Origin of the sequence: Stenotrophomonas sp. SKA14, assembly GCF_000158575.1 — a bacterium.
Classification (GTDB): Bacteria; Pseudomonadota; Gammaproteobacteria; order Xanthomonadales; family Xanthomonadaceae; genus Stenotrophomonas; species Stenotrophomonas forensis.
In genome coordinates this window covers 1,172,413-1,196,426 of the sequence record NZ_DS999412.1, presented here as the reverse complement: position 1 = coordinate 1,196,426, position 24,014 = coordinate 1,172,413, and the positions used below count along the sequence as shown (strand labels likewise).

Annotated in this window: 22 protein-coding genes; 12 read left to right on the top strand and 10 right to left on the bottom strand. The window is 67.5% G+C overall.

The features are described 5' to 3' along the window. Positions 1-439: 439 nt before the first annotated feature. Entirely contained in the window at positions 440-1,411 is a 972-nt protein-coding gene (locus SSKA14_RS05550) for an MBL fold metallo-hydrolase (protein WP_008266123.1), read from the top strand. A gap of 100 nt (positions 1,412-1,511) precedes the next feature. Here the strand turns inward: SSKA14_RS05550 and yihA are convergent, their stop codons facing one another. Then, complete coding sequence (gene yihA, locus SSKA14_RS05545; protein ID WP_008268050.1) at positions 1,512-2,114, bottom strand: ribosome biogenesis GTP-binding protein YihA/YsxC; 603 nt, start codon at positions 2,112-2,114, stop codon at positions 1,512-1,514. A gap of 156 nt (positions 2,115-2,270) precedes the next feature. Between yihA and SSKA14_RS05540 the strand changes: the two genes are divergently transcribed. From SSKA14_RS05540 to SSKA14_RS05525, 4 genes are all read left to right on the top strand, one after another. Continuing rightward, positions 2,271-3,071, top strand: coding sequence for a c-type cytochrome (locus tag SSKA14_RS05540; RefSeq protein ID WP_008268312.1), 801 nt, complete (start codon positions 2,271-2,273; stop codon positions 3,069-3,071). Positions 3,072-3,177: 106 nt separating this feature from the next. Continuing rightward, on the top strand, positions 3,178-3,828 hold the full coding sequence (locus SSKA14_RS05535; RefSeq protein WP_040007096.1) for a thiol:disulfide interchange protein DsbA/DsbL: 651 nt from the start codon (positions 3,178-3,180) through the stop codon (positions 3,826-3,828). Positions 3,829-3,934: 106 nt separating this feature from the next. After that, positions 3,935-4,768: a thiol:disulfide interchange protein DsbA/DsbL gene (locus SSKA14_RS05530; RefSeq protein WP_008268183.1), complete on the top strand. Its 834-nt coding sequence runs from the start codon at positions 3,935-3,937 to the stop codon at positions 4,766-4,768. Between the two features lie 53 nt (positions 4,769-4,821). Continuing rightward, positions 4,822-5,559 carry an endonuclease/exonuclease/phosphatase family protein gene (locus SSKA14_RS05525; protein ID WP_008267450.1) on the top strand — a complete coding sequence of 246 codons (738 nt, stop codon included), beginning with the start codon at positions 4,822-4,824 and terminating at the stop codon, positions 5,557-5,559. Positions 5,560-5,650: 91 nt separating this feature from the next. On the opposite strand, the gene SSKA14_RS05520 is transcribed toward SSKA14_RS05525, so the two are convergent. Next, a complete protein-coding gene (locus SSKA14_RS05520; protein ID WP_008267557.1) occupies positions 5,651-6,526 on the bottom strand; it encodes an EamA family transporter in 876 nt (291 codons plus the stop codon). 72 nt (positions 6,527-6,598) lie between these two features. On the opposite strand from SSKA14_RS05520, the gene SSKA14_RS05515 reads away from it, so the two are divergent. The 3 genes from SSKA14_RS05515 to fhuE all read left to right on the top strand — a co-directional run bounded on the left by SSKA14_RS05515 (position 6,599) and on the right by fhuE (position 10,026). Then, complete coding sequence (locus SSKA14_RS05515; protein ID WP_040007093.1) at positions 6,599-7,081, top strand: Lrp/AsnC family transcriptional regulator; 483 nt, start codon at positions 6,599-6,601, stop codon at positions 7,079-7,081. 76 nt (positions 7,082-7,157) lie between these two features. Then, the gene (locus tag SSKA14_RS05510; RefSeq protein WP_008264945.1) at positions 7,158-7,709 is read left to right on the top strand and encodes a M23 family metallopeptidase; all 552 of its coding nucleotides are present in this window, start codon (positions 7,158-7,160) and stop codon (positions 7,707-7,709) included. A gap of 175 nt (positions 7,710-7,884) precedes the next feature. Continuing rightward, positions 7,885-10,026 (top strand): ferric-rhodotorulic acid/ferric-coprogen receptor FhuE, encoded by a 2,142-nt coding sequence (gene fhuE, locus SSKA14_RS05505; protein WP_008266656.1) that lies wholly within the window; start codon positions 7,885-7,887, stop codon positions 10,024-10,026. A gap of 76 nt (positions 10,027-10,102) precedes the next feature. On the opposite strand, the gene SSKA14_RS05500 is transcribed toward fhuE, so the two are convergent. From SSKA14_RS05500 to SSKA14_RS05490, 3 genes are all read right to left on the bottom strand, one after another. Then, positions 10,103-12,964 (bottom strand): TonB-dependent receptor, encoded by a 2,862-nt coding sequence (locus SSKA14_RS05500; RefSeq protein ID WP_008264749.1) that lies wholly within the window; start codon positions 12,962-12,964, stop codon positions 10,103-10,105. A 231-nt stretch (positions 12,965-13,195) separates the two neighbouring features. Then, complete coding sequence (locus SSKA14_RS05495; RefSeq protein ID WP_008267699.1) at positions 13,196-13,426, bottom strand: hypothetical protein; 231 nt, start codon at positions 13,424-13,426, stop codon at positions 13,196-13,198. A 58-nt stretch (positions 13,427-13,484) separates the two neighbouring features. Continuing rightward, positions 13,485-13,892 carry a biopolymer transporter ExbD gene (locus tag SSKA14_RS05490; protein WP_040007092.1) on the bottom strand — a complete coding sequence of 136 codons (408 nt, stop codon included), beginning with the start codon at positions 13,890-13,892 and terminating at the stop codon, positions 13,485-13,487. Positions 13,893-14,043: 151 nt separating this feature from the next. Here SSKA14_RS05490 and SSKA14_RS05485 point away from each other — a divergent pair, with 151 nt between their 5' ends. The 3 genes from SSKA14_RS05485 to SSKA14_RS05475 all read left to right on the top strand — a co-directional run bounded on the left by SSKA14_RS05485 (position 14,044) and on the right by SSKA14_RS05475 (position 17,628). Then, positions 14,044-16,029, top strand: coding sequence for a transglycosylase SLT domain-containing protein (locus tag SSKA14_RS05485; RefSeq protein WP_008268057.1), 1,986 nt, complete (start codon positions 14,044-14,046; stop codon positions 16,027-16,029). Positions 16,030-16,095: 66 nt separating this feature from the next. Further along, positions 16,096-16,332 carry a hypothetical protein gene (locus tag SSKA14_RS05480; RefSeq protein WP_008267778.1) on the top strand — a complete coding sequence of 79 codons (237 nt, stop codon included), beginning with the start codon at positions 16,096-16,098 and terminating at the stop codon, positions 16,330-16,332. A gap of 75 nt (positions 16,333-16,407) precedes the next feature. Beyond that, positions 16,408-17,628 (top strand): multifunctional CCA addition/repair protein, encoded by a 1,221-nt coding sequence (locus SSKA14_RS05475; protein ID WP_040007090.1) that lies wholly within the window; start codon positions 16,408-16,410, stop codon positions 17,626-17,628. Between the two features lie 43 nt (positions 17,629-17,671). On the opposite strand, the gene SSKA14_RS05470 is transcribed toward SSKA14_RS05475, so the two are convergent. The 4 genes from SSKA14_RS05470 to SSKA14_RS05455 form a co-directional block, all read right to left on the bottom strand. Then, positions 17,672-17,884, bottom strand: a complete 213-nt coding sequence (locus SSKA14_RS05470) for a hypothetical protein (protein WP_040007089.1) — start codon at positions 17,882-17,884, stop codon at positions 17,672-17,674. A gap of 86 nt (positions 17,885-17,970) precedes the next feature. Beyond that, positions 17,971-18,405, bottom strand: a complete 435-nt coding sequence (locus SSKA14_RS05465; RefSeq protein WP_006470037.1) for an SseB family protein — start codon at positions 18,403-18,405, stop codon at positions 17,971-17,973. A gap of 49 nt (positions 18,406-18,454) precedes the next feature. Then, a complete protein-coding gene (locus SSKA14_RS05460) occupies positions 18,455-18,790 on the bottom strand; it encodes a hypothetical protein (protein WP_008265783.1) in 336 nt (111 codons plus the stop codon). A gap of 3 nt (positions 18,791-18,793) precedes the next feature. Further along, positions 18,794-19,828 (bottom strand): S41 family peptidase, encoded by a 1,035-nt coding sequence (locus SSKA14_RS05455; RefSeq protein WP_008264815.1) that lies wholly within the window; start codon positions 19,826-19,828, stop codon positions 18,794-18,796. Positions 19,829-20,078: 250 nt separating this feature from the next. Between SSKA14_RS05455 and SSKA14_RS05450 the strand changes: the two genes are divergently transcribed. After that, complete coding sequence (locus SSKA14_RS05450; protein WP_008265328.1) at positions 20,079-20,510, top strand: hypothetical protein; 432 nt, start codon at positions 20,079-20,081, stop codon at positions 20,508-20,510. A 180-nt stretch (positions 20,511-20,690) separates the two neighbouring features. Here SSKA14_RS05450 and SSKA14_RS05445 read toward each other — a convergent pair whose 3' ends face one another. Continuing rightward, a complete protein-coding gene (locus tag SSKA14_RS05445; RefSeq protein ID WP_040007087.1) occupies positions 20,691-23,720 on the bottom strand; it encodes an autotransporter domain-containing protein in 3,030 nt (1,009 codons plus the stop codon). Positions 23,721-24,014: the final 294 nt, after the last annotated feature.

The following is a 24,014-nucleotide window of genomic DNA, read 5'->3' as shown; positions in this document are numbered from 1 at the left end:
CCGTGTGCTGTTGGTAGGTGTCGACCTTGGTCGACACATCTGTCAGATATCGATAATCAAATTTGGGTCAGATCTACCGTGTCGACCAAGGTCGACACCCACCAGAGCAGAACGCCGTTCCGACAGCTCGCAGGAATCTGTCGAAGGCGGGGTGGGTCCGGTTGCGGGAGTGTCCGCGGCATGGATGCCGCGGCCAAGCCCCCATGGACGGGTTTACGGCGTCTCCCGCAACCGGACCCACCCCGCCTCCCCACAGGAAGCCCGCCGTTGCTTCGGCTGTTGCTGTTGCTGTTGCTGTTGCCTGCAGCAGGTGCAGGGCGCAGCCCTGCAGACAACACCCCTCCCTGAGCATTCCGCGCACTGCTTTGAGCGCCGCGCACACGCTGGCCACGGCACGCTATCCGGCAACGGAACTGCCCGTCATCCACCGAGAACCGCCATGACCCTGCATCACCTGCCCCTGCGCAGCGCCCTGCTGCTGGCCCTGTCGTCCCTGCCGCTGGCTGCACTGGCCGAAGCCACCTCGCCCGCTCCCACCCGGCAGGTGCCCGGCGTCTATCACCAGCGCGTCGGTGCGCTGCAGGTCACCGCCCTGTTCGATGGCGTGGTCGCGCTGGGCCGGCAGGAAGTGGTGGACGTGCCGCCAACGCTGGTCAGCCGCCTGCTCGAAGGACGCTACGTGCCGGAAGACACGAAGGGGCTGCAGACCGCCATCAACGCCTTCCTGGTGCGCCAGGGCAACCACCTGACCCTGGTCGACACCGGCACCGCGCAGTGCTTCGGCCCCGGCCTGGGCCAGGTGCTGGGCAACCTGCGCGCCTCCGGCGTGGACCCGGCCGAGGTGGACGAGGTGCTGCTGACCCATGCCCATCCCGACCACCTGTGCGGCGTACTCGACGCGCAGGGCAAGCCGGCCTACCCCAATGCCACCGTGTGGCTGTCCAGAGCCGATGCCGATTACTGGCTCAACCCCGCCAGCGAGGCCACTGCGCCGAAGGGCGTGCGCTTCGCCTTCCCGCTGGCGCGCACCGCAGTAGCGCCGTACCAGGCCAGCGGCCACCTGCGCACCTTCAGCCCCGGCGATGCCCTGCCCGGTGGCGCGGTGGCGATGGATACCCACGGCCACACGCCGGGCCACGTCTCCTACCGGTTCGACAGCCAGGGCCAGTCACTGCTGGTGTGGGGCGATGTGCTGCACTTCCACGCAGTGCAGTTCGCACATCCAGAGGCTGCGTTCGAGGCCGATTCGGACCGCAAGGCGGCCACGGCCAGCCGTCGCAGCCTGCTGCAGCAGGCCAGCGCCAAGGGCTGGTGGGTGGCCGGTGCGCACCTGCCGTTCCCCGGCCTGGGCCATGTGCGCAGCGAAGGCCCGGCCTATGCGTGGGTGCCGGCGGAGTATTCGCCGTTGTGAGGGTGTGCCACAGGACAGGGCGTTGTTGCCGGCCAGCGGCCGGCACTACCAGGAAACAGGTCGGTAGCGCCCGGCTGCCAGCCGGGCGACGGGGAAATACTTATTCCAGTCCCAGCCAGCCGCCGATCACGCCGCGGGCTTCGTCCACGCCGGTACGGTCCTCACCGGAGAACACCTGCACGCTGACACTGTCACCGTAGGCCGAATGCAGTTCCTTGCGCACCTTCTGCAGGGTCTGCATCTGCTGGCTGCGGCTGAGCTTGTCGGCCTTGGTCAGCAGCGCGTGCGCCGGCATGCCGCGCTGTACGGCATAGGACAGCATCTGCCGGTCATAGTCCTTCAGCGGGTGGCGGATATCCATCACCACCACCAGGCCCTTCAGGGCTTCGCGGGTGCGGAAGTACCGGTCGATGAAGGCCTGCCAGTGCGCCTGCAGGTCCAGCGGCACCTTGGCGTAGCCGTAACCGGGCAGATCGACCAGATGGGCGTCCGGGGTGATCTGGAAGAACACCAGCTGCTGGGTGCGGCCGGGGGTCTTGGACACGCGGGCCAGGGCGTTCTGGCGGGTCAGCGCGTTGAGGGCGCTGGACTTGCCGGCGTTGGAGCGGCCGGCGAAGGCCACTTCGGCGCCCTCATCGGGCGGCAGCTGCCGTACGTTGTGGGCCGAGAGGTGGTAGCGGGCGCGTTCGATGAGCAATGACATGTGCCTAGGATCGCATGTTGCGGCGCCGCGCGCCCGTGCCGGCGGCCGTTGCGGGCATTTTGCTGCACTGCTGCGTTGACCGTGCGCGGAAACGCCGTTGATAATCCGGGCGATGCCGGCGGCCGCCGCCCGGCCCGGTCCATACGGAGCTTTAGCATGCGCCACGCTCGCGTTCTTGCCGTATCCGCCCTTGCCACTGCCGTAGTCGTTGCCGCCGCTGCGTTCGCGCAGACCACGTTGACCCCGCTGCCTGACAACGGGCCGATCAAGACCGCCTCGCTGGAAGTGGATTTCAGCAAGACCCACTGGGGCGATGCCAAGGCCGGCCAGACCAAGGCCTCGGCCTGCGCGGCCTGCCACGGCGCCGACGGCAATTCCACGGTTGAGATGTACCCGTCCATCGCCGGCCAGAGCGAGCGCTACGTGGCCCAGCAGATGGCCCTGATCGCCAATGGCCAGCGCAGCTCCGGCGCCGCGGTGGCGATGGTGCCGTTCGTGCAGAACCTTACCCCGCAGGACATGCGCGACATCGGCGCGTTCTTCGCCACCCAGAAGGCCACGGCCGGCATCGCCGACGATACGGCGGTCACCGACGGCCCGTACAAGGGCATGAAGTTCTACGAGATCGGCCAGCAGCTGTACCGCGGTGGCGACGCCAAGCGCGGCCTGCCGGCCTGCATGGCCTGCCACGGCCCCAGCGGCGCCGGCAATCCGGGGCCCGCCTATCCGCACCTCGGTGGCCAGCACGCCAGTTATGTCGCGCGTCGCCTGCAGGAGTACCAGGCCGGGCAGACCCATGAGACCGACAAGACCCATTTCCAGATCATGGCCACGGTCGCGCAGAAGCTGAGCGAACAGGAGGTGCAGGCGCTGTCGAGCTACCTGCAGGGCCTGCACAACAAGGCCGACGACCTGGCCGCTGCGGCCACGCCGACGCAACCGGCTGCCGCCCCCTGACCACCACTGGTCGGCCCGGGCCGCCACCGCGGCCCCCGCCTGCGGTATGTTTCCTTCACGCCGGCGACCGCGCCGGCGTTGCTTTTTTCAACGGAGATGCGTGTCGATGAGGTTGATTCCCCGCCTGCTGTTGTCCCTGCTGGTCCTGCTGCCGCTGGCCGCCAGTGCCGCCACCCCTGCCAACGCACCGCTGGTGGAAGGCAAAGACTACGAACGCATCGCCCAGCCGGGCCCGTTCCAGCCGCTGGCCGGGAAGATCGAAGTGGTCGAGGTCTTCGGCTACACCTGCCCGCACTGCGCCCATTTCGAACCGCAGCTGGAAGCCTGGGCGGCCAAGCTGCCGGCCGACGTGCGCTTCACCCCGGTGCCGGCCGCCTTCGGCGGTGCCTGGGATGCCTGGGCCCTGGCCTACTACGCCGCTGACGAAGTGGGCGTGGCCAAGCGCAGCCATGCGGCGGTGTTCAAGGCCCTGCACGAGCAGGGCTCGCTGCCGATGCAGAACGTCTCGGCCGATGAGCTCGCCACCTTCTACAAGGCTTACGGCGTGACCCCGGACCGCTACCTGCAGGCGCTGCGGGGCGATGCGGTGCAGAAGAAGGTCGACGCCGCACGTGCGTTCGCCCAGCGCACCAAGGTGCCGGGCACCCCGGCCATCATCATCAACGGCCAGTACCTGGTGCGTGGCAACAGCTTCGACGACCAGCTGCGCATCGCTTCGGCGCTGATCGCCCAGGCCCGCGCGACCCGCGGCCGCTGAACCAACACCCACCATCGACACGGCGCTGTCGCCGCCGCATGTCATCATTTCCCTCTGGCCGGTGCCTGACGCCGGCCCCACCATTCCAGATGCTGGAGACGTTTCCATGAAGACCCGTTTCGCCGCCCTCGCCCTCGCAGCGCTGCTGCCGATCCTGGCCGCCTGCAAGGCCGACGACGGCAGCACCAACACCACCGCGGCTCCGGCCGAACCGGCGGCGGCCCCGGCCAGCAACGAGCCGGCGGCCCCGGCGGCGGGCGCCGAGGGCGCTGCCCCGGTCGCTGCCGAAGGCGAGAAGGCTGCGACCGAAGCCGCTCCGGCGGCTGCTCCGGCCCCGACCACCACCGCGCTGACCGGTCCGGCCCCGGTGGAAGGCGCCGATTACCAGGTCATCCCGAACGGCCAGCCGTTCCAGCCGGCCGCCGGCAAGATCGAAGTGACCGAGATCTTCGGCTACGTCTGCCCGGCCTGCGCCGCGTTCCAGCCGCTGGTCGGCCCGTGGAAGGCCGGCCTGCCGAGCGACGTGAACTTCGTCTACGTGCCGGCCATGTTCGGCGGCACCTGGGATGACTACGCCCGTGCCTTCTACGCCGCGCAGACCCTGGGCGTGCAGGAAAAGACCCACGAAGCGCTGTACGCCGCCATCCACTCGCAGAAGACCCTGAAGGGCGAGCGCGGCCGTGACTCGGTGGACGACATCGCCAAGTTCTACGGCGCCTATGGCGTGGATCCGAAGCAGTTCGCCGCCACCATGGGCAGCTTCGCGGTGAACGCCAAGACCAACTCGGCCAAGCAGTTCGCCCAGCGCAGCCAGATCAGCGGTACCCCGTCGATCATCGTCAATGGCAAGTACCTGGTGAAGGGCAAGAGCTTCCCGGACATGCTGCGCATTGCCGACCACCTGATCGCCCGCGAACGCGGTGCGGCCCAGGCTCACTGATCCAAAAGAAGCGTTTCCCGGCCGTGAATTCCCCCCGTACACGGACCCTGCGCTTGCTGACGGCCAACATCCAGGCCGGCTCAAGTACCCGCCGCTACAGCGACTATGTGACCCGCAGCTGGTCACATGCGCTGCCGGCGGGTCGCAAGCGCAGCAGTCTTGACGCGATCGCCACTTTGGCGCGCGAACATGACATCGTCGGCCTGCAGGAGGCCGACCCGGGCAGCCTGCGCTCGGGCTTCACCAACCAGACCCATTACCTGGCCCAGCGCGCCGGCTTCAATTACTGGAGCCACCAGCCGAACCGGCGCATGGGCGGGGTCGCCTCCAGCGCCAACGGCTTGCTGAGCAAGCTGGAGCCGGTGGAAGTGCAGGACCACGCCCTGCCCGGCCGCATCGGCGGGCGTGGCGTGCTGCTGGCCAAGTTCGGCGACGGTGCCGATGGCCTGGCGGTGGCGGTGGCGCACCTGTCACTCGGCGCGGGCTCGCGGATGTCGCAGCTGGGCTTCATCGCCGAGCTGCTGTCCGACCACCCAAACGCGGTGCTGATGGGCGATTTCAACTGCCTGGCCGAACGCCCGGAAATGCAGGTGCTGTACCAGAAGACCCGGCTGCAGCCGCCCGGCTGCATCGTACCGACCTTCCCCAGCTGGCGCCCCGACCGCGCCATCGACCACATCCTGGTCAGCAGCGGGCTGCAGACCCGCACCGTGGAAGCGGTACCGGCCGCGTTCTCCGATCACCTCGCCCTGGCGATGGCGATCGACGTCCCGGCCGACGCCCTGCGCTGAACCCTCCTGGTAGGGGCCAACCTCGGATGGCATGCTGCCCTGGTGGGTGCCACCCTTGGTTGGCACGCTCTCCGCCGGGCATGGCCCGGCGCTACCCGGCCTGCGCCACCGGCACCTTCAGCCTTCGCGCGGTCATCGTGCTGCCCACCGAGGCCAGCACGGTGCAGCCGATTGCCAGCCACTGCAGCCCATGCAGATGCTCGTGCAGCAGCAGCATCGCCCACAGCGCGGCCACCGCCGGCTCCATGCTGATCAGGATGCCGAAGGTCTCCTTCGGCAGGCGCTTGAGCGCCATCATTTCCAGCGACATCGGGATCGCGCTCGACACCAGCGCCACCAGCAGCCCGGCCGCCAGGATCTTCGGGTCGAGCAGCGCGCTACCGGCATGCACCACGCCCACCGGCACCACCACCAGCGACGCCGCCAGCAGGCCCAGCGACACCGAATGCCCGGCGTGCAGGTGGCCGGCGCGCTTGCCGAACACGATGTACAGGCCCCAGCACGCCGCCGCCCCCATCGCGTACAGCACACCGGCCGGGTCCAGCGCCGGGCCGCCCCCCAACGGCAGCAGCAGCAACAGCCCCACTACCGCGCAGCCTACCCAGACGAAGTCGATCGGTCGTCGTGATGACAGCATCGCCACCGTCAACGGCCCGGTGAATTCGATGGCCACCGCGATGCCGAAGGGAATCGTGCGCAGGGCCATGTAGAACAGCAGGTTCATCAGGCCCAGGGTGAGCCCGTAGCGCAGGATGGTGATCGCATCCACGCGGCTGGTCTTCCAGCGCCACGGCCGCCAGAACAGCAGCAGCAACAGCGCCGAGAAGCCCACGCGCAGCGCGCTGGTACCCTGCGCGCCGATCAGCGGAAACAGGTGTTTTGCGTAGGAGGTGCCGATGGCCAGCGAGGTGACCGAGCCCAGCACCGCCAGCGCCGGCAACATCGGCGCGAATCGTGAGGTCTGCATGGGCAAAGTCTATTGCGCCCACGCCGAGCACTTGGCTCAATTGACAGCCCGTTCGTGCAATTTCTGCTCGCCATGGCCATCGCCCCCGTGCTCGACAGTTTCGACCGCGCCATCCTCGACCTGCTGCAGCGGGACAATACCCTGCCGCAGCGCGAAATTGCCGAGGCCGTGCACCTGTCCACCCCGGCCGTGCAGCGCCGCATCAAGCGCCTGCAGGACAGCGGTGTGATCGCGGCCAATGTGGCGGTGGTCGCCGCAGCCAAGGTCGGGCGACCGCTGACCATCATCGTCGAGGTGCGCGTGGTCAGTGAACAGCGCGAGCGCGTGGCACCGTTCAAGCGCCGCGTGCAGGACGACCCGGCAGTGCAGCAGTGCTACTCGATCACCGGCGACGGCGACTTCCTGCTGCTGCTTTCAGCGGCTTCGATGGAAGAATACGAGGCGATCACCGAGCGCCTGTTCGGCGGTGATGACAACATCGAGCGGTTCCGGACCTCGGTGGCACTGGGCACGTTGAAACGCAGTTTCGAAGTGCCGCTGCTACCGCCCCTGTAGAGTCGAGCTTGCTCGACTGCCCTTTGACCACGAAGCAACAGCCGTCGAACATAGCTCGACGCTACAGTCCGAAGCCATGAGCACACCCACTTCCCCTGCCCGTCGCCTGCGCCGCTGGCTGCTGCGTGGCCTGTGGCTGGCCATCGCCATCGTTGCGGCGATCACGCTGTGGAACAGCCGCTGGGCAGCCGCCCCGAAGATGCTGTGGACACTCGCGCAGATGCCCGCCGCCACCGTGCTGCCGGTGCCGGTGGAGGGCGTGCGCCCAAGGCAGATCGCCGACACCTTCGGCGCGCCGCGCGGTCGTGATCGCACGCACGCGGGTATCGACATCTTCGCCAGGCGCGGTACGCCGGTGCGCAGCGCCACCGTCGGGGTCATCGCCGATGTCCGCGAGGGCGGGCTCGGTGGCCGCCAGGTGTGGGTGATCGGGCCCGCGCGCGAACGCTACTACTACGCGCACCTGGAGGACTGGGCCGAGGGCCTGGCGCGCGGCCAGATCGTCCGGCCCGGCGACCTGCTCGGCCATGTCGGCGACAGCGGCAACGCCAAGGGCACGCCGCCGCACCTGCACTGGGGCATCTACGGTTCCCAGGGCGCGCGCGACCCGCTGCCGCTGCTGCGCTGACCCACCGCCTGCGCGGGGAACGGGGCCCATTTGTTCATGATTTGTAAATAGGAATTGTTCGTATTACCATTTCTTTCGTTTTCGGTAGCGCCAGGACGGCCTGCCCGCCCTCTCCCAACCCGTAGCGCCTCGCCTCCCGGATGCGGTCGAGCGCGCGTGCCCGTCCAGGACCCCCATGACCCGTTCCGCTTCCCGTCACCTGCAGCCGCAGCGGCTGTCCGTTGCCGTGCTCGTTGCCCTCTGCGCCGTGGCGCCGGCCGCCTTTGCCGACACCGCTGCCGACCCGACCACCCTCGACAAGGTCGTGGTCAAGGGCGAGCGCGCCGAAGGCTATTCGGTGCGCCGTACCTCGGCCGGTACCCGCTTCGACCTGGCGCCGCGCGAGATCCCGCAGTCGATCAGCATCATCAGCCACCAGCGCATCGAAGATCAGAACCTGGACGACATCATCGACGTACTGGCCAACACCACCGGCGTAACCAGCACCCAGTCCGACAGCGAGCGCACCGAGTTCTACGCGCGCGGCTTCTACATCGACAACTACCAGTTCGATGGCATCCCGACCACCATGGCGCAGAACTGGAGCTACGGCGATTCCGGCCTGGACCTGGCGCTGTATGACCGCGTGGAGGTGGTGCGCGGCGCCACCGGCCTGCTCACCGGCGCCGGCAATCCGTCCGCCTCGGTGAACCTGATCCGCAAGCACGCCGACAGCGCCGAACTGGCCGGCAGCGTGTCGGTGAACGTCGGCAGCTGGGGCCGCACCCGCACCACCGTGGACGTGGGCAGCGCGCTCAATGCCAGCGGCACCGTCCGTGGCCGCGTGATCGGCAGCTATCTGGATACCGATTCGCAGGTCGACCGCTACAACCAGCGCAAGACGCTGGGCTATGCGGTCATCGATGCCGACCTCACCCCGGACACGCAGCTGAGCGTGGGCTACGACTACCAGCACAAGAAGGCCACCGCACCGACCTGGGGTGGCTTCCCGATGTGGTTCTCCGACGGCACCCCCACCAACTATCCGACCTCGTTCAATCCGTCGCCGGACTGGACCTTCTGGGACACCACCAGCAAGCGCGCGTTCGCCACCCTGCAGCACGCGTTCGGCAACGGCTGGAAGTTCAAGATCGGCGCGACCCATGACCGGACCGATGCCGACGACAAGCTGTTCTATCCGTTCTATGGCGGCGGCTTCAACAAGGCCACCGGCGCCGGCGTGCTGCCGATGGCCGGCTACTACAAGACCCACCGCAAGGTGGACGGCGTCGATGGCTACGTCGACGGTCCGTTCCAGCTGCTGGGCCGCGAGCACCAGTTCATGGCGGGCCTGAGCTACAACAAGCGCGAGTACGTGAACACCGGCGATTTCCAGTCGGCCTGGGCGCCACTGGACAACTACCTCAACTGGACCGGCAGTTTCCCGGAACCGAACTGGGCGGCAACGCTGCCGACGCAGAGCCAGGGCACCATCAAGCAGAAGGCCGCCTACGCCGCCACGCGCCTGTCGCTGGCCGATCCGCTCAAGCTGATCCTTGGCGCGCGCTACACCGACTGGAGCCTGGACGGCACCGAAGGCGCAACCGTCAGCCGCTTCAGCCACAAGGTGACCACGCCGTATGCCGGCCTGGTGTTCGACATCAATGACACCTGGTCGACCTACGCCAGCTACACCGAGATCTTCCAGCCGCAGACCTACCGCAACCAGCAGGGCCGCTACCTCGATCCGGTCGACGGCAAAAGCTACGAAGTGGGCGTCAAGGGCGCATGGTTCGACAACCGCCTGAATGCCTCGCTGGCGGTGTTCCGCATCGAGCAGGACAACGTCGCCCAGCAGACCGGTGGCTTCGTAGATGGTTCGGCCAACGAGTACGCCTACGTTGCCGCGCGCGGCACGGTCAGCCGCGGCGTGGAGTTCGAACTGAACGGTGAACTGGCACCGGGCTGGAATGCCACCTTCGGCGCCTCCCGCTACGTGGCCAAGGACATCAATGGCAGCGACATCAACACCCAGCTGCCGCAGACCGCGATCAAGGCCTACACCAGCTACACCCCGCAGTCGCTGGACGCGCTGACCTTCGGCGGCGGCGTGAACTGGCAGAACGGCATCTACTACACCGACCCGGTGTACGGCCGCTTCAACCAGGATGCCTACGCCCTGGTCGGTGCCTTCGTGCGCTACCGCATCGCGCCGCAGTTCAGCGTGCAGGCCAACCTCAACAACCTGCTGGACAAGAAGTACTACGCGCAGATCTACGGCTACGGCGGCTATGGCGAGGGCCGCAACGGCTCGCTGACCTTTACCTGGTCGTTCTGATCGCAACAGCGCCGATGGCGTCGAGCCTGGCTCGACCCAGCAGCGGCGCCGGGCTGTGCCCGGCGCCGCACCCTCATCAGAACCGCAGGTCCGCGCGCAGGTACCAGTAGCGGCCACGCGGGATGTCGTAGGTCGAGGCGTCGTAGCCGTTCAACGAGCACGACAGGCAGATCGGCGGATCCTTGTCGAACACGTTGTTCAGGCCAGCGGTCAGCTGCAACCCCTTCATCCAGTCGATCTTGTAGCCCACCTGCATGTCGTGGAAGGTGGTGGCCGACAGCGTGTTGGTGCCGGCCGCCTGGTTGCTGCACACCGGGAACGCCGCGGCATCACCGCAGTTCTCGGTCAACTCGGAGATGTGGCGCACCGTCCAGTTGGCGCTCCAGCGGTCCATCGTCCAGGCGATGCTGGCGTTGCTGGTCCACTCCGGAATCGAACTGTCCGCCACTTCCACGCCGGGCTTCTGCGGCTGCTTCTGCCCGGCCGCGCCGGTGGCCTCGTAACGGCCGACGAAGGTGTTCTTCCAGGCCAGCTTGAACTGGCCGATGGAGGTCTGCGGCAGTGTCCAGAACAGATCCACGTCCCAGCCATCGGTCTTGATCGAACCCAGGTTGGTCAGGCGGTTGTTGAAGCTGCTGACCGCACCGGTGCTGGCACGGGTGATGCCATTGCAGTAGATCGGGTCCAGCGTATCCACGCACAGGTCCAGCTGGGTCTGCGCGTTGATCGCCTGGATCGCGCCGTCGATGGCATGGCGGTAGAAGGTCACCTCCACATCGAAGCGCTCCGACCACGACGCGTTGTTGCCGAACCACGGGCTCCACACGAAGCCGGCGCTGAAGCTGCGCGAGCGTTCCGGATCCAGCTCGCGGTTGCCGCCGGTGGTCACCGAGATCTGCGAGTTGGCCTGCTGGAAGCCGGCCGGTACGCCCAGCGCGGCGCAGTTGGCTGCACTGCCACGCGGCGGCGTGCCACCCAGGCCCACCGAGCACGGATCGAACAGCTGCAGGTCGGCGCGCGCCGCCGAGCCGTACAGTTCACCGATCGACGGTGCGCGGAAGCCTTCGGCATAGGTCGTGCGCAGTACGAAGTCGTCGGTCACCTGCCAGCGCAGGCCGTACTTGGGCGTGAACTCGCCACCGAAGGTGGAGTAGTCCGAGTAGCGCCCGGCCAGGCTGAGATCGAGCTTCTTGCCGAACGGCGAGTCGGCGAAGATCGGCACGCTCAACTCAAGGTAGGCCTCGTTGACGTCATAGGAACCGGAGGTCGGCTGCGACGGTACGCCGTTGTAGTGACCGATCACCGTCAGCGGATCAGGCTGGTAGGAACCCTTGTACCTGCGATGCTCGACGCCGGTGGCGAAGGACACCGGGCCGGCCGGCAGCGAGAACAGTTCGCTGGACAGGTTGGCGGTGAACAGGCTCAGTTCGTTCTGGCTGCGGTCGCGCACCACCGGCTGGATCCACTTCAGCATGTCCGGGGTGATCGAGCCGACGCCACCGAAGATGTTCAGCGGCACGCAGCCCGGGGTGGCCGCACACACCGCCGGATCGCCCAGCGCCATGTTCACCTTGTAGATGTCATAGCTGCCGTAGTTGGTCTGTTCGGCCTTGTTCTTGCTGTACATGCCGTTGACGTCCCAGTACCAGCTGCGGTCGGCGGCATGGAAGTCGCCGACCAGGCCGGTGGCGAAGTAGGTGGTGTCCACCTTCTGCTTGAACACGCGCGCACCGCCTTCCACCGGGCGGCGGCCGATCAGGCTCATGTTGTCGCCGGACACCAGGTCGAAGCCGAACGGGTTGTACGGGTTCAGGCGCGAGACCACGATGTTGTCGGCCAGCGGATTGCCGGTGGCACCATCGGGGCCGAAGAACAGCGGCTCCGGCCCGGCCTGGTTGGTCGACTCGCGGCGGTTGCCCAGTGCCTTGACGTACCACTGCACGTTGTCGGTGATGTCGAAGCGGAACTGGCCGAACAGGCCTTTGCGCTCCGACGGCGTCAGCACCATGTTGTATTCGGCGAAGTTGAAGCGGTCGGCAGTGGTGAAGCAATGGTAGTCATCGCTGCGGTTGCAGCCGGCACTGCCGTCGTAACGCGGATTGCTCACACCGGTATTGGGCACGATGTTCTGCACGGCGCCGGTGTTCGGGTCGGTGAACATGAAGCGGCCCTGTGGAATGCCGCCACTGCCGAACGCCAGGCCGGTGCCCGGAATCGGGAAGCGCGACTGCTCGCGGTCCTTGGCGAACACCGGGTCCTGCTTGGTCCAGCTGGCGCCCAGGAACAGGCTGAAACGATCGCCACTCTTGCCCCAGGCCAGGTCCACGCCCTTCTGCGTGCCGTCGCCCTTGCTGTATTCGCCGTAGTTCAGCGTCACCTGGCCGCCATCGAAATCGCGGCGGGTGATGATGTTGACCACACCGGCAATGGCGTCGGAGCCGTACAGCGATGACGCACCGTCCTCCAGCACTTCGATGCGTTCGACGATGGCCAGCGGAATGGTGTTGAGGTCGGTGGCCGAGCCCACGCCGGACGCGGACGATTCATTGACCCAGCGGATGCCATCGACCAGCACCAGCACGCGCTTGGCGCCCAGATGGCGAAGATCGACCTGCGCCGAACCGGCGCCCACGCCACTGCCATCGGGCGGGAAGCCGAAGTTGCCGGACGAGTTGAACTTGGCGTTGAGTGCCGAACCGGACCCGGTGAGCTGCTGCAGCACCTCGCCGATCGAGGTCAGGCCGGTGCGCTCGATGTCACCGCGGGTCAGCGTCTGGATCGGCACCTGGCCTTCGACTTCAGCGCGCTTGATGCGGGTACCGGTGACTTCTACCGCATCGAGGTTGGTGGTGGATTGTGCAGCGGCACCCAGCGGTGCCAGGGCCGTCACGCACAGCGCGACAGCAACCGCCAACGGGCGGTGATGCAGGTGAATCATTCGCTCTCTCTCCAAAGGAATGTCGGGTCATGGGCTGCCGCGCTCCCCCTGCATGGCGGCAGCGTCTCCTTTGTAAACAAGCGGTAAAAATCACGGCGTGATGATCGACACTCTTTCACGCGGAATTGACGCAACTGACGGCGGATTACGTCAAATGGCGACAGATTAAGACCGGACGGTACTGTTCGCCGTGCGCAGCACAAATGCCAGCTGCGACAGCGTGCGCCGAGATCAACCGTCTTCCATCAAGCCGTCTTGCCAGTGCCGCCACGGGCGGTCCAGTGCTTCCACGCGCAGGCCGCGCTGGCTGACAGCCAGCAGCACACGCGCCATGTCCTGGTAATCGGTGTCGTCGGCCGTCGACAGGCGCACCGCCGTGCGACGCGGCAGTGGCAGCTGCTGCGCCTGCGCCAGTACCTGCTGCAGCGCCGGCATATCCAGCGGTTGTCCCTTCAGGAACATGCCCCCTGCGGCATCCAGGGAGGGGGGCCTGCCGATGGCAGGCCGCCCGTTGACCCACTCACCGCACGAAGGCGATGCGCTCCATGCCGGTAGCCTCGGCGGCGGCGAGGATCCTGGCCATGCCTTCGTACTCGGCCGCCGGATCGGTGGCGATACGCAGCTCCGGCAGGTTGCCGGCATGCTCGCCCGCCTTCGCCTGCAGGCGCGCCTGCAGATCGCCGATCGCCATCGGTTGCCCGTCCCAGCTCAGCTGGTTGGACGCATCCAGACGCAGCTCGATCGGCGCTGGCGGTTCGGGGCGATCGATCATGCGATCGGTGGCCTGTGGCAACTGCACGGCAATCGGCCGGGCCACGATCGGCGCGGTCACGATGAAGATGATCAACAGCACCAGCATCACATCCACCAGTGGCGTGACATTGATCTCCGCCAGCGGGCCGCTTCGTCCTGCGCTACTGAACGCCATGTGCCGCTCCCTGCAGCCGGGCCGTTCGCCCAAGGCCGACACTACGGCGCGTGCCGCGCCGAATGGCAGTGCCGGTATCCGCAACATTCAGCTGCCGTTGCCGAGCTGCGGCGTGCACGCAATGCGAAACTGAATTCAGCCAGCGCCCGCTATGCTGGGCGCCATGACCCGACGCTCTTCGACCGCCCTGTCCCTGCTGCCCTTGGCCACCACGCTGCTGATCGGCTGCGCCAATGCCCAGTCCCTCGATGCCCAGAATGCGCAGCTGAAAGCCGCCATCGCTGCCGCCGAGCGCGGCCAGTTCGATCCCGGCCAGGCCGGTGCGCTCAGCCGCCACCCGGCCTATGGCTGGCTGGAGTACGCCAACCTGCGCCGCAACATCGACACCGTCGATACCGCACAGGCACAGGCCTTCCTCAAGCGCTACGACGGCCAGGCCGTGGCCACCACCTTCCGCAGCGTGTGGCTGCCTTCGGTCGCGCGCCGCCAGGACTGGCCGACCCTGCTCGCCAACTGGGCGCCCACCGACAACGCCGGCCTGCGCTGCGCCCAGCTGACCGCGCGCCAGGTGACCGGCAAGGTCGATCCACAGTGGATCAGCGAGGCACAGGACCTGTGGCGCAAGAACGGCAAGTCGTTGCCCGATGGCTGCGATGCGGTCTTCGCCGTACTGCAGGCGCAGGGTGGGCTGAGTGACGCGCTGCGCTGGGAACGCATCGACGCCGCCGCCGACGCGCAGCAGCCGGCGGTGATGCGCAGTGCGGCGCGCGGCCTGCCCGCCACCGATCTGGCACTGGCCAACACGTACGCCGCCTTCGTCGACAAGCCCAACGCCAGCGCACTGAACTGGCCACGCAACGAGCGCAGCCGCCGCATCGCCACCGATGGCCTGGCCAAGCTGGCCAAGGCCGACCCCGGCGCCACCGAGCAGCAGCTGCCGCAGTACGCGCAGGCCCTCGGCCTGAGTGCCGACCAGCAGGGCCAGGTGCTGTACCAGATCGCACTGTGGACGGTGGCCTCCTATCTGCCGGAGTCGGCGCGCCGCCTCAATGCGGTGCCGGAGTCGGCGTATGACGAGCGCCTGCACGAATGGCGCGTGCGCGAGGCCATGTCGCGTGGCGACTGGCCAGCGGCACTGACCGCGCTGCGCAAGATGGGCAGCAAGCAACGCAGCGACCCGCGCTGGCGCTACTTCGAAGGCCGCATGCTGGAAAAGACGGGCCAGGCACAGCAGGCCCAGGCGCTGTTCCGCGATGCCGCACGCGCCCCCACCTTCCACGGCTTCCTCGCCGCCGACAAGCTGCAGCAGGGCTATACGCTGTGCCCGTGGAAGCCGAACGACAGCGCGCAGGCGCAGGCCGTGATCGCGCGCGACCCGGCCATCCAGCGTGCGATGGCGCTGTACCAGATCGACCGCACAGGCTGGGCCGTGGCCGAATGGAACAGCGCTCTGTCGCGTTTCGATGACACCCAGCGCCGCCTTGCCGTGCGCGTGGCGCAGGACAACGGCTGGTTCGACCGCGCCGTGTTCGCACTCGGCAAGCAGCCGCAGGAACAGCGCCTGTACGACCTGCGTTTCCCGCTGCACCACGACGCCACCATCCGCCGCGAATCGGCACGCAACGCCATCGACCCGGCCTGGGTGGCGGCGGAAATCCGCGCGGAGAGCACCTTCACCCCGCGTGCGCGCTCGCCTGCCAACGCGATGGGCCTGATGCAGGTGTTGCCGGCCACCGGTGCCGGCGTGGCCAAGTCGATCGGCCTGACCGGCTACGGCGGCGCCGACAGCCTGTACGACCCGGACACCAACATCGCCATCGGTACCGCGTACCTGCGCCAGCTGATGAACAAGTACGACGGCCTGCCGTATGTGACCATCGCCGCCTACAACGCCGGCCCGACCCCGACCGCCCGCTGGCAGGGCCAGCGACCGGGTTTCGATCCGGACCTGTGGATCGAAACGATCAGCTACAAGGAGACCCGCGAGTACGTGGCCCGCGTGCTGGCCTTCAGCGTGATCTACGACTGGCGCCTCAACGGCGATGCGCTGCCGCTGAGCGACCGCCTGATGGGCCGCCTGGTCGACAAGCGCAAGAGCTTCAGCTGCGCCGCCAACGCCGACCAGGGCGGCGATTGATCGCAACACGGTAGTGCCGGCCGCTGGCCGGCACTACCCGATCTCCACTCCCTGGGGAGGGAAACGATGAGCCTGCTGGCCTGGATCGGGATGTTCGCCGCCTGGAGCCTGTTCGCCACCTGGGTGCTGCGCTGGGGTGGCGCGGCCTGGATGGAAGGCTGGAAGTCGCTGGCCTTCGTCGACAGCTGGGGCAGCCTGTGGGACGAAGCGCAGATCAAGCTGTATTTCCTCTGCCTGTGGATCGTCTACGGGCTGTGGTTCCTGGCCGGCCTGTTCGTGCCGGAGTGGCGCGGCCTGCCGTAATGCCCCTGCATGGGTAGTGCCGGCCGCTGGCCGGCACTACCGGTGCATCTGCGCCGACCATGCGATCATCGCCCCATGAAGATCTATCTTGTCGGCGGCGCCGTGCGCGACCGCCTGCTGCAGCGCCCCGCTGGCGACCGCGACTGGGTGGTGGTTGGCGCCACGCCCGCGCAGATGGAAGCGCAGGGCTACACCGCCGTGGGCCGCGATTTCCCGGTGTTCCTGCACCCGCAGACCGGTGAGGAATACGCGCTGGCGCGTACCGAGCGCAAATCCGGCCGCGGCTATCGTGGCTTCGTGGTCGATGCCGACCCGGCGGTGACACTGGAAGAGGACCTGCAGCGCCGCGACTTCACCATCAACGCCATTGCCTGCGACGAAGACACCGGCTCGCTGGTTGATCCTTATGGGGGCGTGCGTGATCTTGAACAGCGCGTACTGCGCCACGTCGGCCCGGCCTTTGTTGAAGACCCGCTGCGCGTGCTGCGCGCGGCACGCTTCATGGCGCGCTTCGCACCGCTGGGTTTCAGCGTCGCTCCGGAAACCATGGCGCTGATGCGCGAGGTGGCCGCCAGCGGTGAGCTGGATGCATTGGTACCGGAGCGCGTGTGGCAGGAACTGCGCAAGGCGCTGGTCTGCGAATGCCCCTCCGCCTTCCTGCGCACCCTGCACGATGCGCATGCGCTGGGCCCGATCCTGCCCGAGCTGGAAGCACTGTACGGCGTGCCGCAACGGGCGGAGTTCCACCCGGAGGTGGATACAGGCACCCACCAGGAAATGGTCAGCGACATGGCCGCGAAACTGGCGCCGGGTGATGACCTGGTCGGCTTCGCCGCGCTCACCCACGACCTCGGCAAGGGCCTGACCCCGCCGGACGAATGGCCGCGCCACATCATGCACGAGCAGCGCGGGCTGAAGCCGCTGAAGGCGCTGTGCGCGCGGCTGAAGATTCCCACCGAGCACCAGCAACTGGCCGAAGCGGTCTGCCGCGAGCACTTGAACGTGCACCGCATCGATGAGCTACGCGATGCCACTGTGCTGGAGTTGCTGGGCCGCTGTGATGCGTTGCGCCGGCCCGAACGCGTGGCGCGCATCGCACTGTGCTGCGAAGCCGACAAGCGCGGCCGGCTCGGATTTGAGGATGCCGAATACCCCCAGGGTGAAACGCTCAAGCGCCTGCACCAGGCAGCGCTGTCGGTACAGGCGCGGGACCTGGATACCACCCATCTGAAGGGACCGGCCATCGGCGAAGCACTGGCCAAGGCACGGGTGAAAGCCATCGCCGCTGCCCGCTGAAGCATCTGGTACTACCGGGCGCTGGCCGGCACCCATCGCCCGTCTATCGACGGCGCTTGCGCGAGAAGTGGTCGACAGCATGAGCACCCAACAGGATGGGTTGCATCAAGAGGAACAGCCATCCACCCAGCCGGAGCGTCTCCACCGGATTGAACCGGGTAATGACGGCAGCTGCCAGTATCAAGCTCACAAGAAGGCCGATCTCATAGACCCATAGCGATCGGTTAAAACGCTTGCCCACGGTGCTCTTCTCCATCGAACAGACCGCGCTTGCAAGCCATCGCGGCCATCTGGCACCACGGGTAGTGCCGGCCGCTGGCCGGCACCCCGATATCGCTCGATTCAGTGCGCCATGCCGCGCGTGATCGCCGCAGCTCGCTGCTTCAGCTGGGCCACGGCATCGGGAATCATCTCCATGCCCACGTCCAGACCCGGGTTCAGCACCAGGCCGACGCCGTCGCCGATGCCGGCCAGCAGCGCGTGCACCGCGATCGGCATGGCATGGGCAAACTGCGGCAGCTGCTCGTGCCACAGGCCGGCGCGCTCGGGCGAGGTGAACACCGCGAACATCGGTTCGCCGCTCTCGCTGGTCAGCACCAGCGGCGAGATGCTCTCGTCCCAGGCGCCGTCTTCACCGATGGCCTTGTCCAGCAGTACGAACGCCGTCGAGGTCAACAGGCCATCGAGGAACTGCGATGCGGTCAGCGTCCCGTCCTGGGCCTGCAGCAGGCGCACCTCGAGGTCGTTGAGGGGTTCGAACGGGGTGTCGTGGTCCATGGTGGGTTCCGGTACGTGATTGCAGGGCAGACTTTAACAGCCCCGGCGTTCAACCGATGAATCCATGCCGCCACAGCCAGCCCAGCAGGGCCAGCCCGGCCACGACCACCAGCATCAGCGGCAGGCCGAAGCGGTGCCGCCACGGGATCGGCACCCCACCCAGCTGCTGGTCCATGGTTTCGGTGTCCAGTAGCCAGCCGTGCTCGCAGCGGATGCAGGCCAGCTCGTAACGGCGCTGGTAGGCAAAGCCGAACAGCAGGTCGATGCGCGCCATCTTGTAGCGCAGCTGCGGCGCGAAGTCGGTTTCCGTTCCGCAACGCAGGCAGTGGTGGGCTTCCGTAGGACCGACGATCACCACCCGTTCCTGCTGGCCGATCAGGAACATGGATCAGCGCGCCTGGCAGGCGGGCTGCTGCAGCAACCACTGCTGCGCCGCAGCCAGCGTGGCGGCATCACTGTCGGTGCGCTGGTCTGGTTCGATCTTCAGCCCATCCCCCTGGCCATTGCGGTCCTGCATCACGCTGGTGGTCAGCAGCAGTGCGCTGCCATCGACCAGCGGCCGCATCACGTTGGCAGTGGACAGCCCCGAGGTGGGTTGGCCGAAACTGCGCGTGTGCGGGCGACCGCGGAAGGCAAGCACGGTCGCCTCGCCGGAACTGGCGGTGCGCGGTCCGGTCAGCACCGCCACAGGCGCGCCTGGGTGTTTCAGCAGATAACCGGGCCCGCCAAGATCAACCCGCACGCGCTCGCCAAGCCGCACGCTGGACGGCGTCAGCTGCCAGCGCGTGGGACCGTCCGCGGCGGCGAAGGACCCCACGTCCTCGTCGGCGCCTGGCGTGGCGCGCAGCAGTGGCGCTGCGCCCAGCAGCATCGGCCACATGTTGCCGCCAGTATTGCCACGCAGATCAACGATCCAGCCGCAACGATGGCGGCCGTCCTGGTCCCTGATGATCGCCTGCCAGCGCTGCGCACGTTCCTTCATCTGCTGGTGCGCGGTGGGACCCTGCATGACGCTGTAGCCCCCGATCTCCACCCGGCCGATGCGCGGGTCCAGCGCTTCGACCGAAGCAATCGCTGCACTCGGCGCCGGCGTTGCTGCGCCATTGGCGCGTGCCAGGCGTTCTGCCTTCGCCTGCAGCTGCTTTGCGCTGATCCACGCACCATGCCCGCCGGAACTGCGGCCGGTGGCCTCCTGCAGCACCGCGCGGGTCTGCGCCGGATCGTTCTGCGCCGCCTTCAGGCGCGTACGGATGGCCGGCCAGTCCACGCGGTCGCGGTACAGCGACTCCTTCTCCAGCATGTCCAGCAACTGGGCCTGCGCCTGTGCTGTCGGCAGGTCGATGACGGTCGGGGCGGCAGCCTGTGCGCTGCTGCAGAACAGGGTGCCCAGTGCAGCAGCGATCACGCGGAGATCAAGCGGCATTCGACGTTCCTTCGTCGTGGATGAGTAGCGCAGCATACGCGCTTGCCGCTGTCGTTGTATGTCGGCTTTGGCACACGCCGCGCACAACAACATTTGCAACTTTGCCCATGTTGTCACTCGGGCAAAAGCGCGAAGGTGGCTCTGCCGGCGCGCTTTGCGCTGGCCGGGATTGGCGTCCTGAATCAAACATCGAAGCAACCGCCCGCCACCTTGCATCCCGCAGGTGGCCTTGCCTTGTGAGGTTGCCGCCATGAACACGCCCTACCCCGCCTATCCCCGTCTGCATGCCCTGCTGGGCGATGCCCTGCCCGGCCTGGCGCTGCCCACTCCCGTGGCTGAAGCGCTGGAAGATGCATTGTGCGAGGGCGACGGCAATGCCTCGCCGTCGGCCTTCTTCGCCCGGTTGCGCGGTATCGCGCAAAGCCATGCTGCCGATGGCCAGGCCTGGCGCGAACGGCACCTCAGCGAGGCGCGTAGCCGGGAACTGGCCGAGGCCACGCGGTGCCTCGCGGCTGTGTCCGCCTGTGGGGGTGTGTTGCTGGCGGCGCAATCGGCGCGCGAGATGGATGATGCGTCGGCGCAGTGCCCGCCGCAGGTGGAGGAAGGCCTGCTGCATGCGGTGGTGGTGCTGGCCCATCATGCGGGTGGGTTGGTGGCACCGGGTGCACGCGCGGGATCGTGACGCCGATGGATTCGTGTCGACCAAGGTCGACACCCACCAGAGCAGATTATGGCGTCGGTTGGAACCCGGAGCGGATCATGGCGCCGGTTGGAATCCAGGGCGGATTGGAATCCAGAGCGGATCATGGCCGTGATGGGGTGAGTGCCGACCGAGGTCGGCACCCACCCGAGCGTGCGGCCGTCACCAGTCCGCGCGCAGGCCGATGTTGCCTTCGATGATGCGGCGCTTCTCGTTGCGGTCGCCGCCCAGTTCGCGGGTGTAGTCGGCCACCGCGTAGGCGCTGATGGTGCGGTTGAAGCGCCCGACCACGCCCACGCCGGCTTCCAGCGCACGCGAGCGCTGCGAATTGACGATCACGTCGTCGTCGAAGCGGATGCGGTCTTCGCCGGAGCCGCCGTGCCAGTAGTTGAGCTTGAAGTACGGCTGCCAGCCGTTGTCGGCCAACTGGTAGTCACCGGCCAGGCGCAGGCCGATGCGGCCGGTCCAGGCATTGTCGTTGTCGAAGCGCACGCTCGACACCGCATCGCGGCGGTCATCCAGCGCCGTGCGTTGCCAGATCACCTGTAGCTGCGGCTCCAGCCACCAGGCCGACTGGCCGAACTGCAGCAGCGGCTTGCCGGCCTCCACCGACACGCTGGTGCCATCGCCCTTGATGCCGAAGCCCAGCCCGCGCGAGGAACGCACGCGACCTTCGTAACGGCTCTGCATCGCCACTGCATCGATGTAGCCACCGTTGCTGCCGGTGAGCGTCCAGTACAGGCCCACATGCTTGTCATCAAGCCGGTTCTGGCCCACCTGTACGTTTTCCCAGCCCAGCGCCAGGCCAGTGGTCTTGCCCTGCGCGCGGGTGCGGCCGACAAACACGCCGATCTGGTTGCGATGGTTGTCGTTGGCCGCGGCCCACACATCAAGGCCGGCCTGCAGGCCCATCACATCGCCGTCGAACCCCGGCTGTGCATCGCCCTTCCAGTGAATCTCGCTGCTCTGCCCGACCAGCCGGCCCCAGGCGGTGCGCAGCGCGCCCTGGTTGTACAGCAGGCGCTGCTCGCCCTGCCGTTCGTGGAACGTGCCGAGACTGGCCAGAGAGGCCTCGCGCAGCAGGGGCGGCACCACGGCGTAGGTGGCGGTCTCCACGCGGTACAGCGGCACCACGGCCCCTTCAGCCGGACGCGCATCCGGTGTCGGCGGCGCGCCGGTGCCGGGCAGGCTGCCACCCGCCACCGGCACCTCGGGCACTTCCGGATCAGTCGGCGGCGGCGCCGGGGGGGGCGCCGGCGGCGGTGGCGGTGGCGTGGTCTCGCCGGCGGTCAGGTCCGGATCGGTGGCACCTTCGGGCGGCGGGGGGGGCGCCGGCGTGATCGGCGGCGGCGGGGCCACCGGCGGTGTCGGCGGTGGTGGTGTGACCGTGCCGCCGCCATTGGGCGCCGGTGTTGGCCCCTGCACCAGCGTCGAGCGCAGGTACCAGTTCTCGCCGGTGCCCGCACTGACCCCGCCCTTGAACAGGAAGTACTCGTAGGCGCCGGCCGCTACGGGAGCGAACAACGAGAATGCGCCAGGTGCCGTAGTAGCGCCATTCAATGCCTGCACTACCAGAATGCCGTCGGTACGTGTCGCCGCACCGCCGCCGCCCACATTGAGGATGCCGATGCCGGTGCTGCCGGTGGCCGTGCCACCGTCGAACACCAGCTTGTCACTGGCCGAATCATCCGCCCCCAGCACCGTCTTCAGGTACACGCCGCCACCGTCTCCGCGGTAATTGCCACGCACGGTGAAGGCATCGCCAGCACTGCCGGTGTTGGTCAGATCGATGCGTCCGGCATTGACCACGTTGACCAGGCCCGATGCCGTGAACGGGCGAATCGCGTAGTTGCCGCCGCCAGCGAACAGCGTGCTGGTGTCGTCGACGGTGAGCGTACCGGTGCCGGTACCGGCGTCGCCCAGCACCAGAGCACCGTCGAAGGTCAGTTCGGTGCTGCTGGCCAGGTTGATCGTTTCCCAGTTCTGGAAGCGCCCCACGCCAGTGGTCTTGACGTTGGTGAGGTTGAGCTGGTCGGTGCCGCTGCCGCCGTCGAACAGCGGTACCGCACCGAGTTGGGTCTGATTGAGGTTGGTCAGGTTCGCGATGTCGTCATCCGGGCCCATGTCGATCGCACCGTAGACGATGCCGCCATCCTTCCAGTTGAACGTATCGTTGCCGGTGCTGAGCAGCACCTGGCCGCGCACGGTGCCACCGGTGATGGTCACGCTGTCGGCACCGCCGCTGACGCTGATGTTGCCGCCGATGTAGGCCGTGCCCGAGATGATGATGGTGTCGGTGTCGAAGCCGGTCACCACGTTGCCGTCCACGGTACCGCCGGACATGTCCCACAGGTTCTTGTCCAGCTTCATGTTGACCCGCCCGATGCGGCCACCGGTCATCCAGGCCCGGTCGCCATCTTCGAAGGCACCGATGATGCGGCCACCACTCATGCGGAAGGTATCGATGTTGTCGCCCTGCTGCAGCGCGCCGATCGTGCCGCCGGTCATGACGAAATCGTCGCGGCCACTGCCCTGCGCGACCACGCCGGTGATGGTGCCACCGGTCACCGTCATCTGGTCATCGCCGCTGCCCTGGTCGACACGATCGATGGTGCCGTCGTTGAGCAGCAGCACATCGTTGCCATCGCCCTGCAGGACACCGCCGGTGATGCTGCCGGCCTGCATCTCCAGGCGATCATTGCCGGCACCGAACTGCACGCCGGTTCCGCCACTGATGGTTCCGCGGTTGACCAGCACGCTGTCACCATTGCCGACGAACTGCAGGGCGATGTTGTTGCCGGTGCTGATGCTGCCAGGATTCTCGACGCGGCTGCCGCCGCCGAGCTGCACCGCCACGCCGCTGACCGAACTGATCGCGCCCTGGTTGGACAGCAGGTGGCCCCCCGCACCGACCAGCGCAATGGCGGAACCACCACCGCTCTGCTGCAGCTGCGCGCTGCTGGCAACGTTGACAGTGATGCCGGCCGCGCCGCTGGCGGTGATGGGAACGGTCTGCGGGTTGGGCGCGCTGGCGCTGCAGGTGACCGTCTGGCCGGCAACGGGCGCGATGGCGTCACAGCCGGCCCAGGCGACGCTGGCGGACATCAGCATGACGGAGGGAACGGCCAGGGCCCGCAGCACGGAAACGGTGAGGCGGCGCGGGTGAAACGCGCGCGGGACGGCATGGGACATACAGCACTCCTGGAGAGGGGATCAGGAACTGCGGATATGCGGCACTGCGAATGCAGTCTGCCCTGTTGTGAATGGTTTCGACAGGTGAATTTACGTGGCAGTGATCACATTTCAAATGCGAACTCGGGCCACCCTCACTTGGCCTCTACGTGACTGAAACCATTCATTTTTCTGGGGACGAGGGGGCGCGAGGAGAGCATCCACGCATGGCGTGGATCTACTGAACCAGCACGCGCATTCCGGACGATCCACGCCATGCGTGGATGAAGCCCCAACCGCGCCAGTAGATCCACG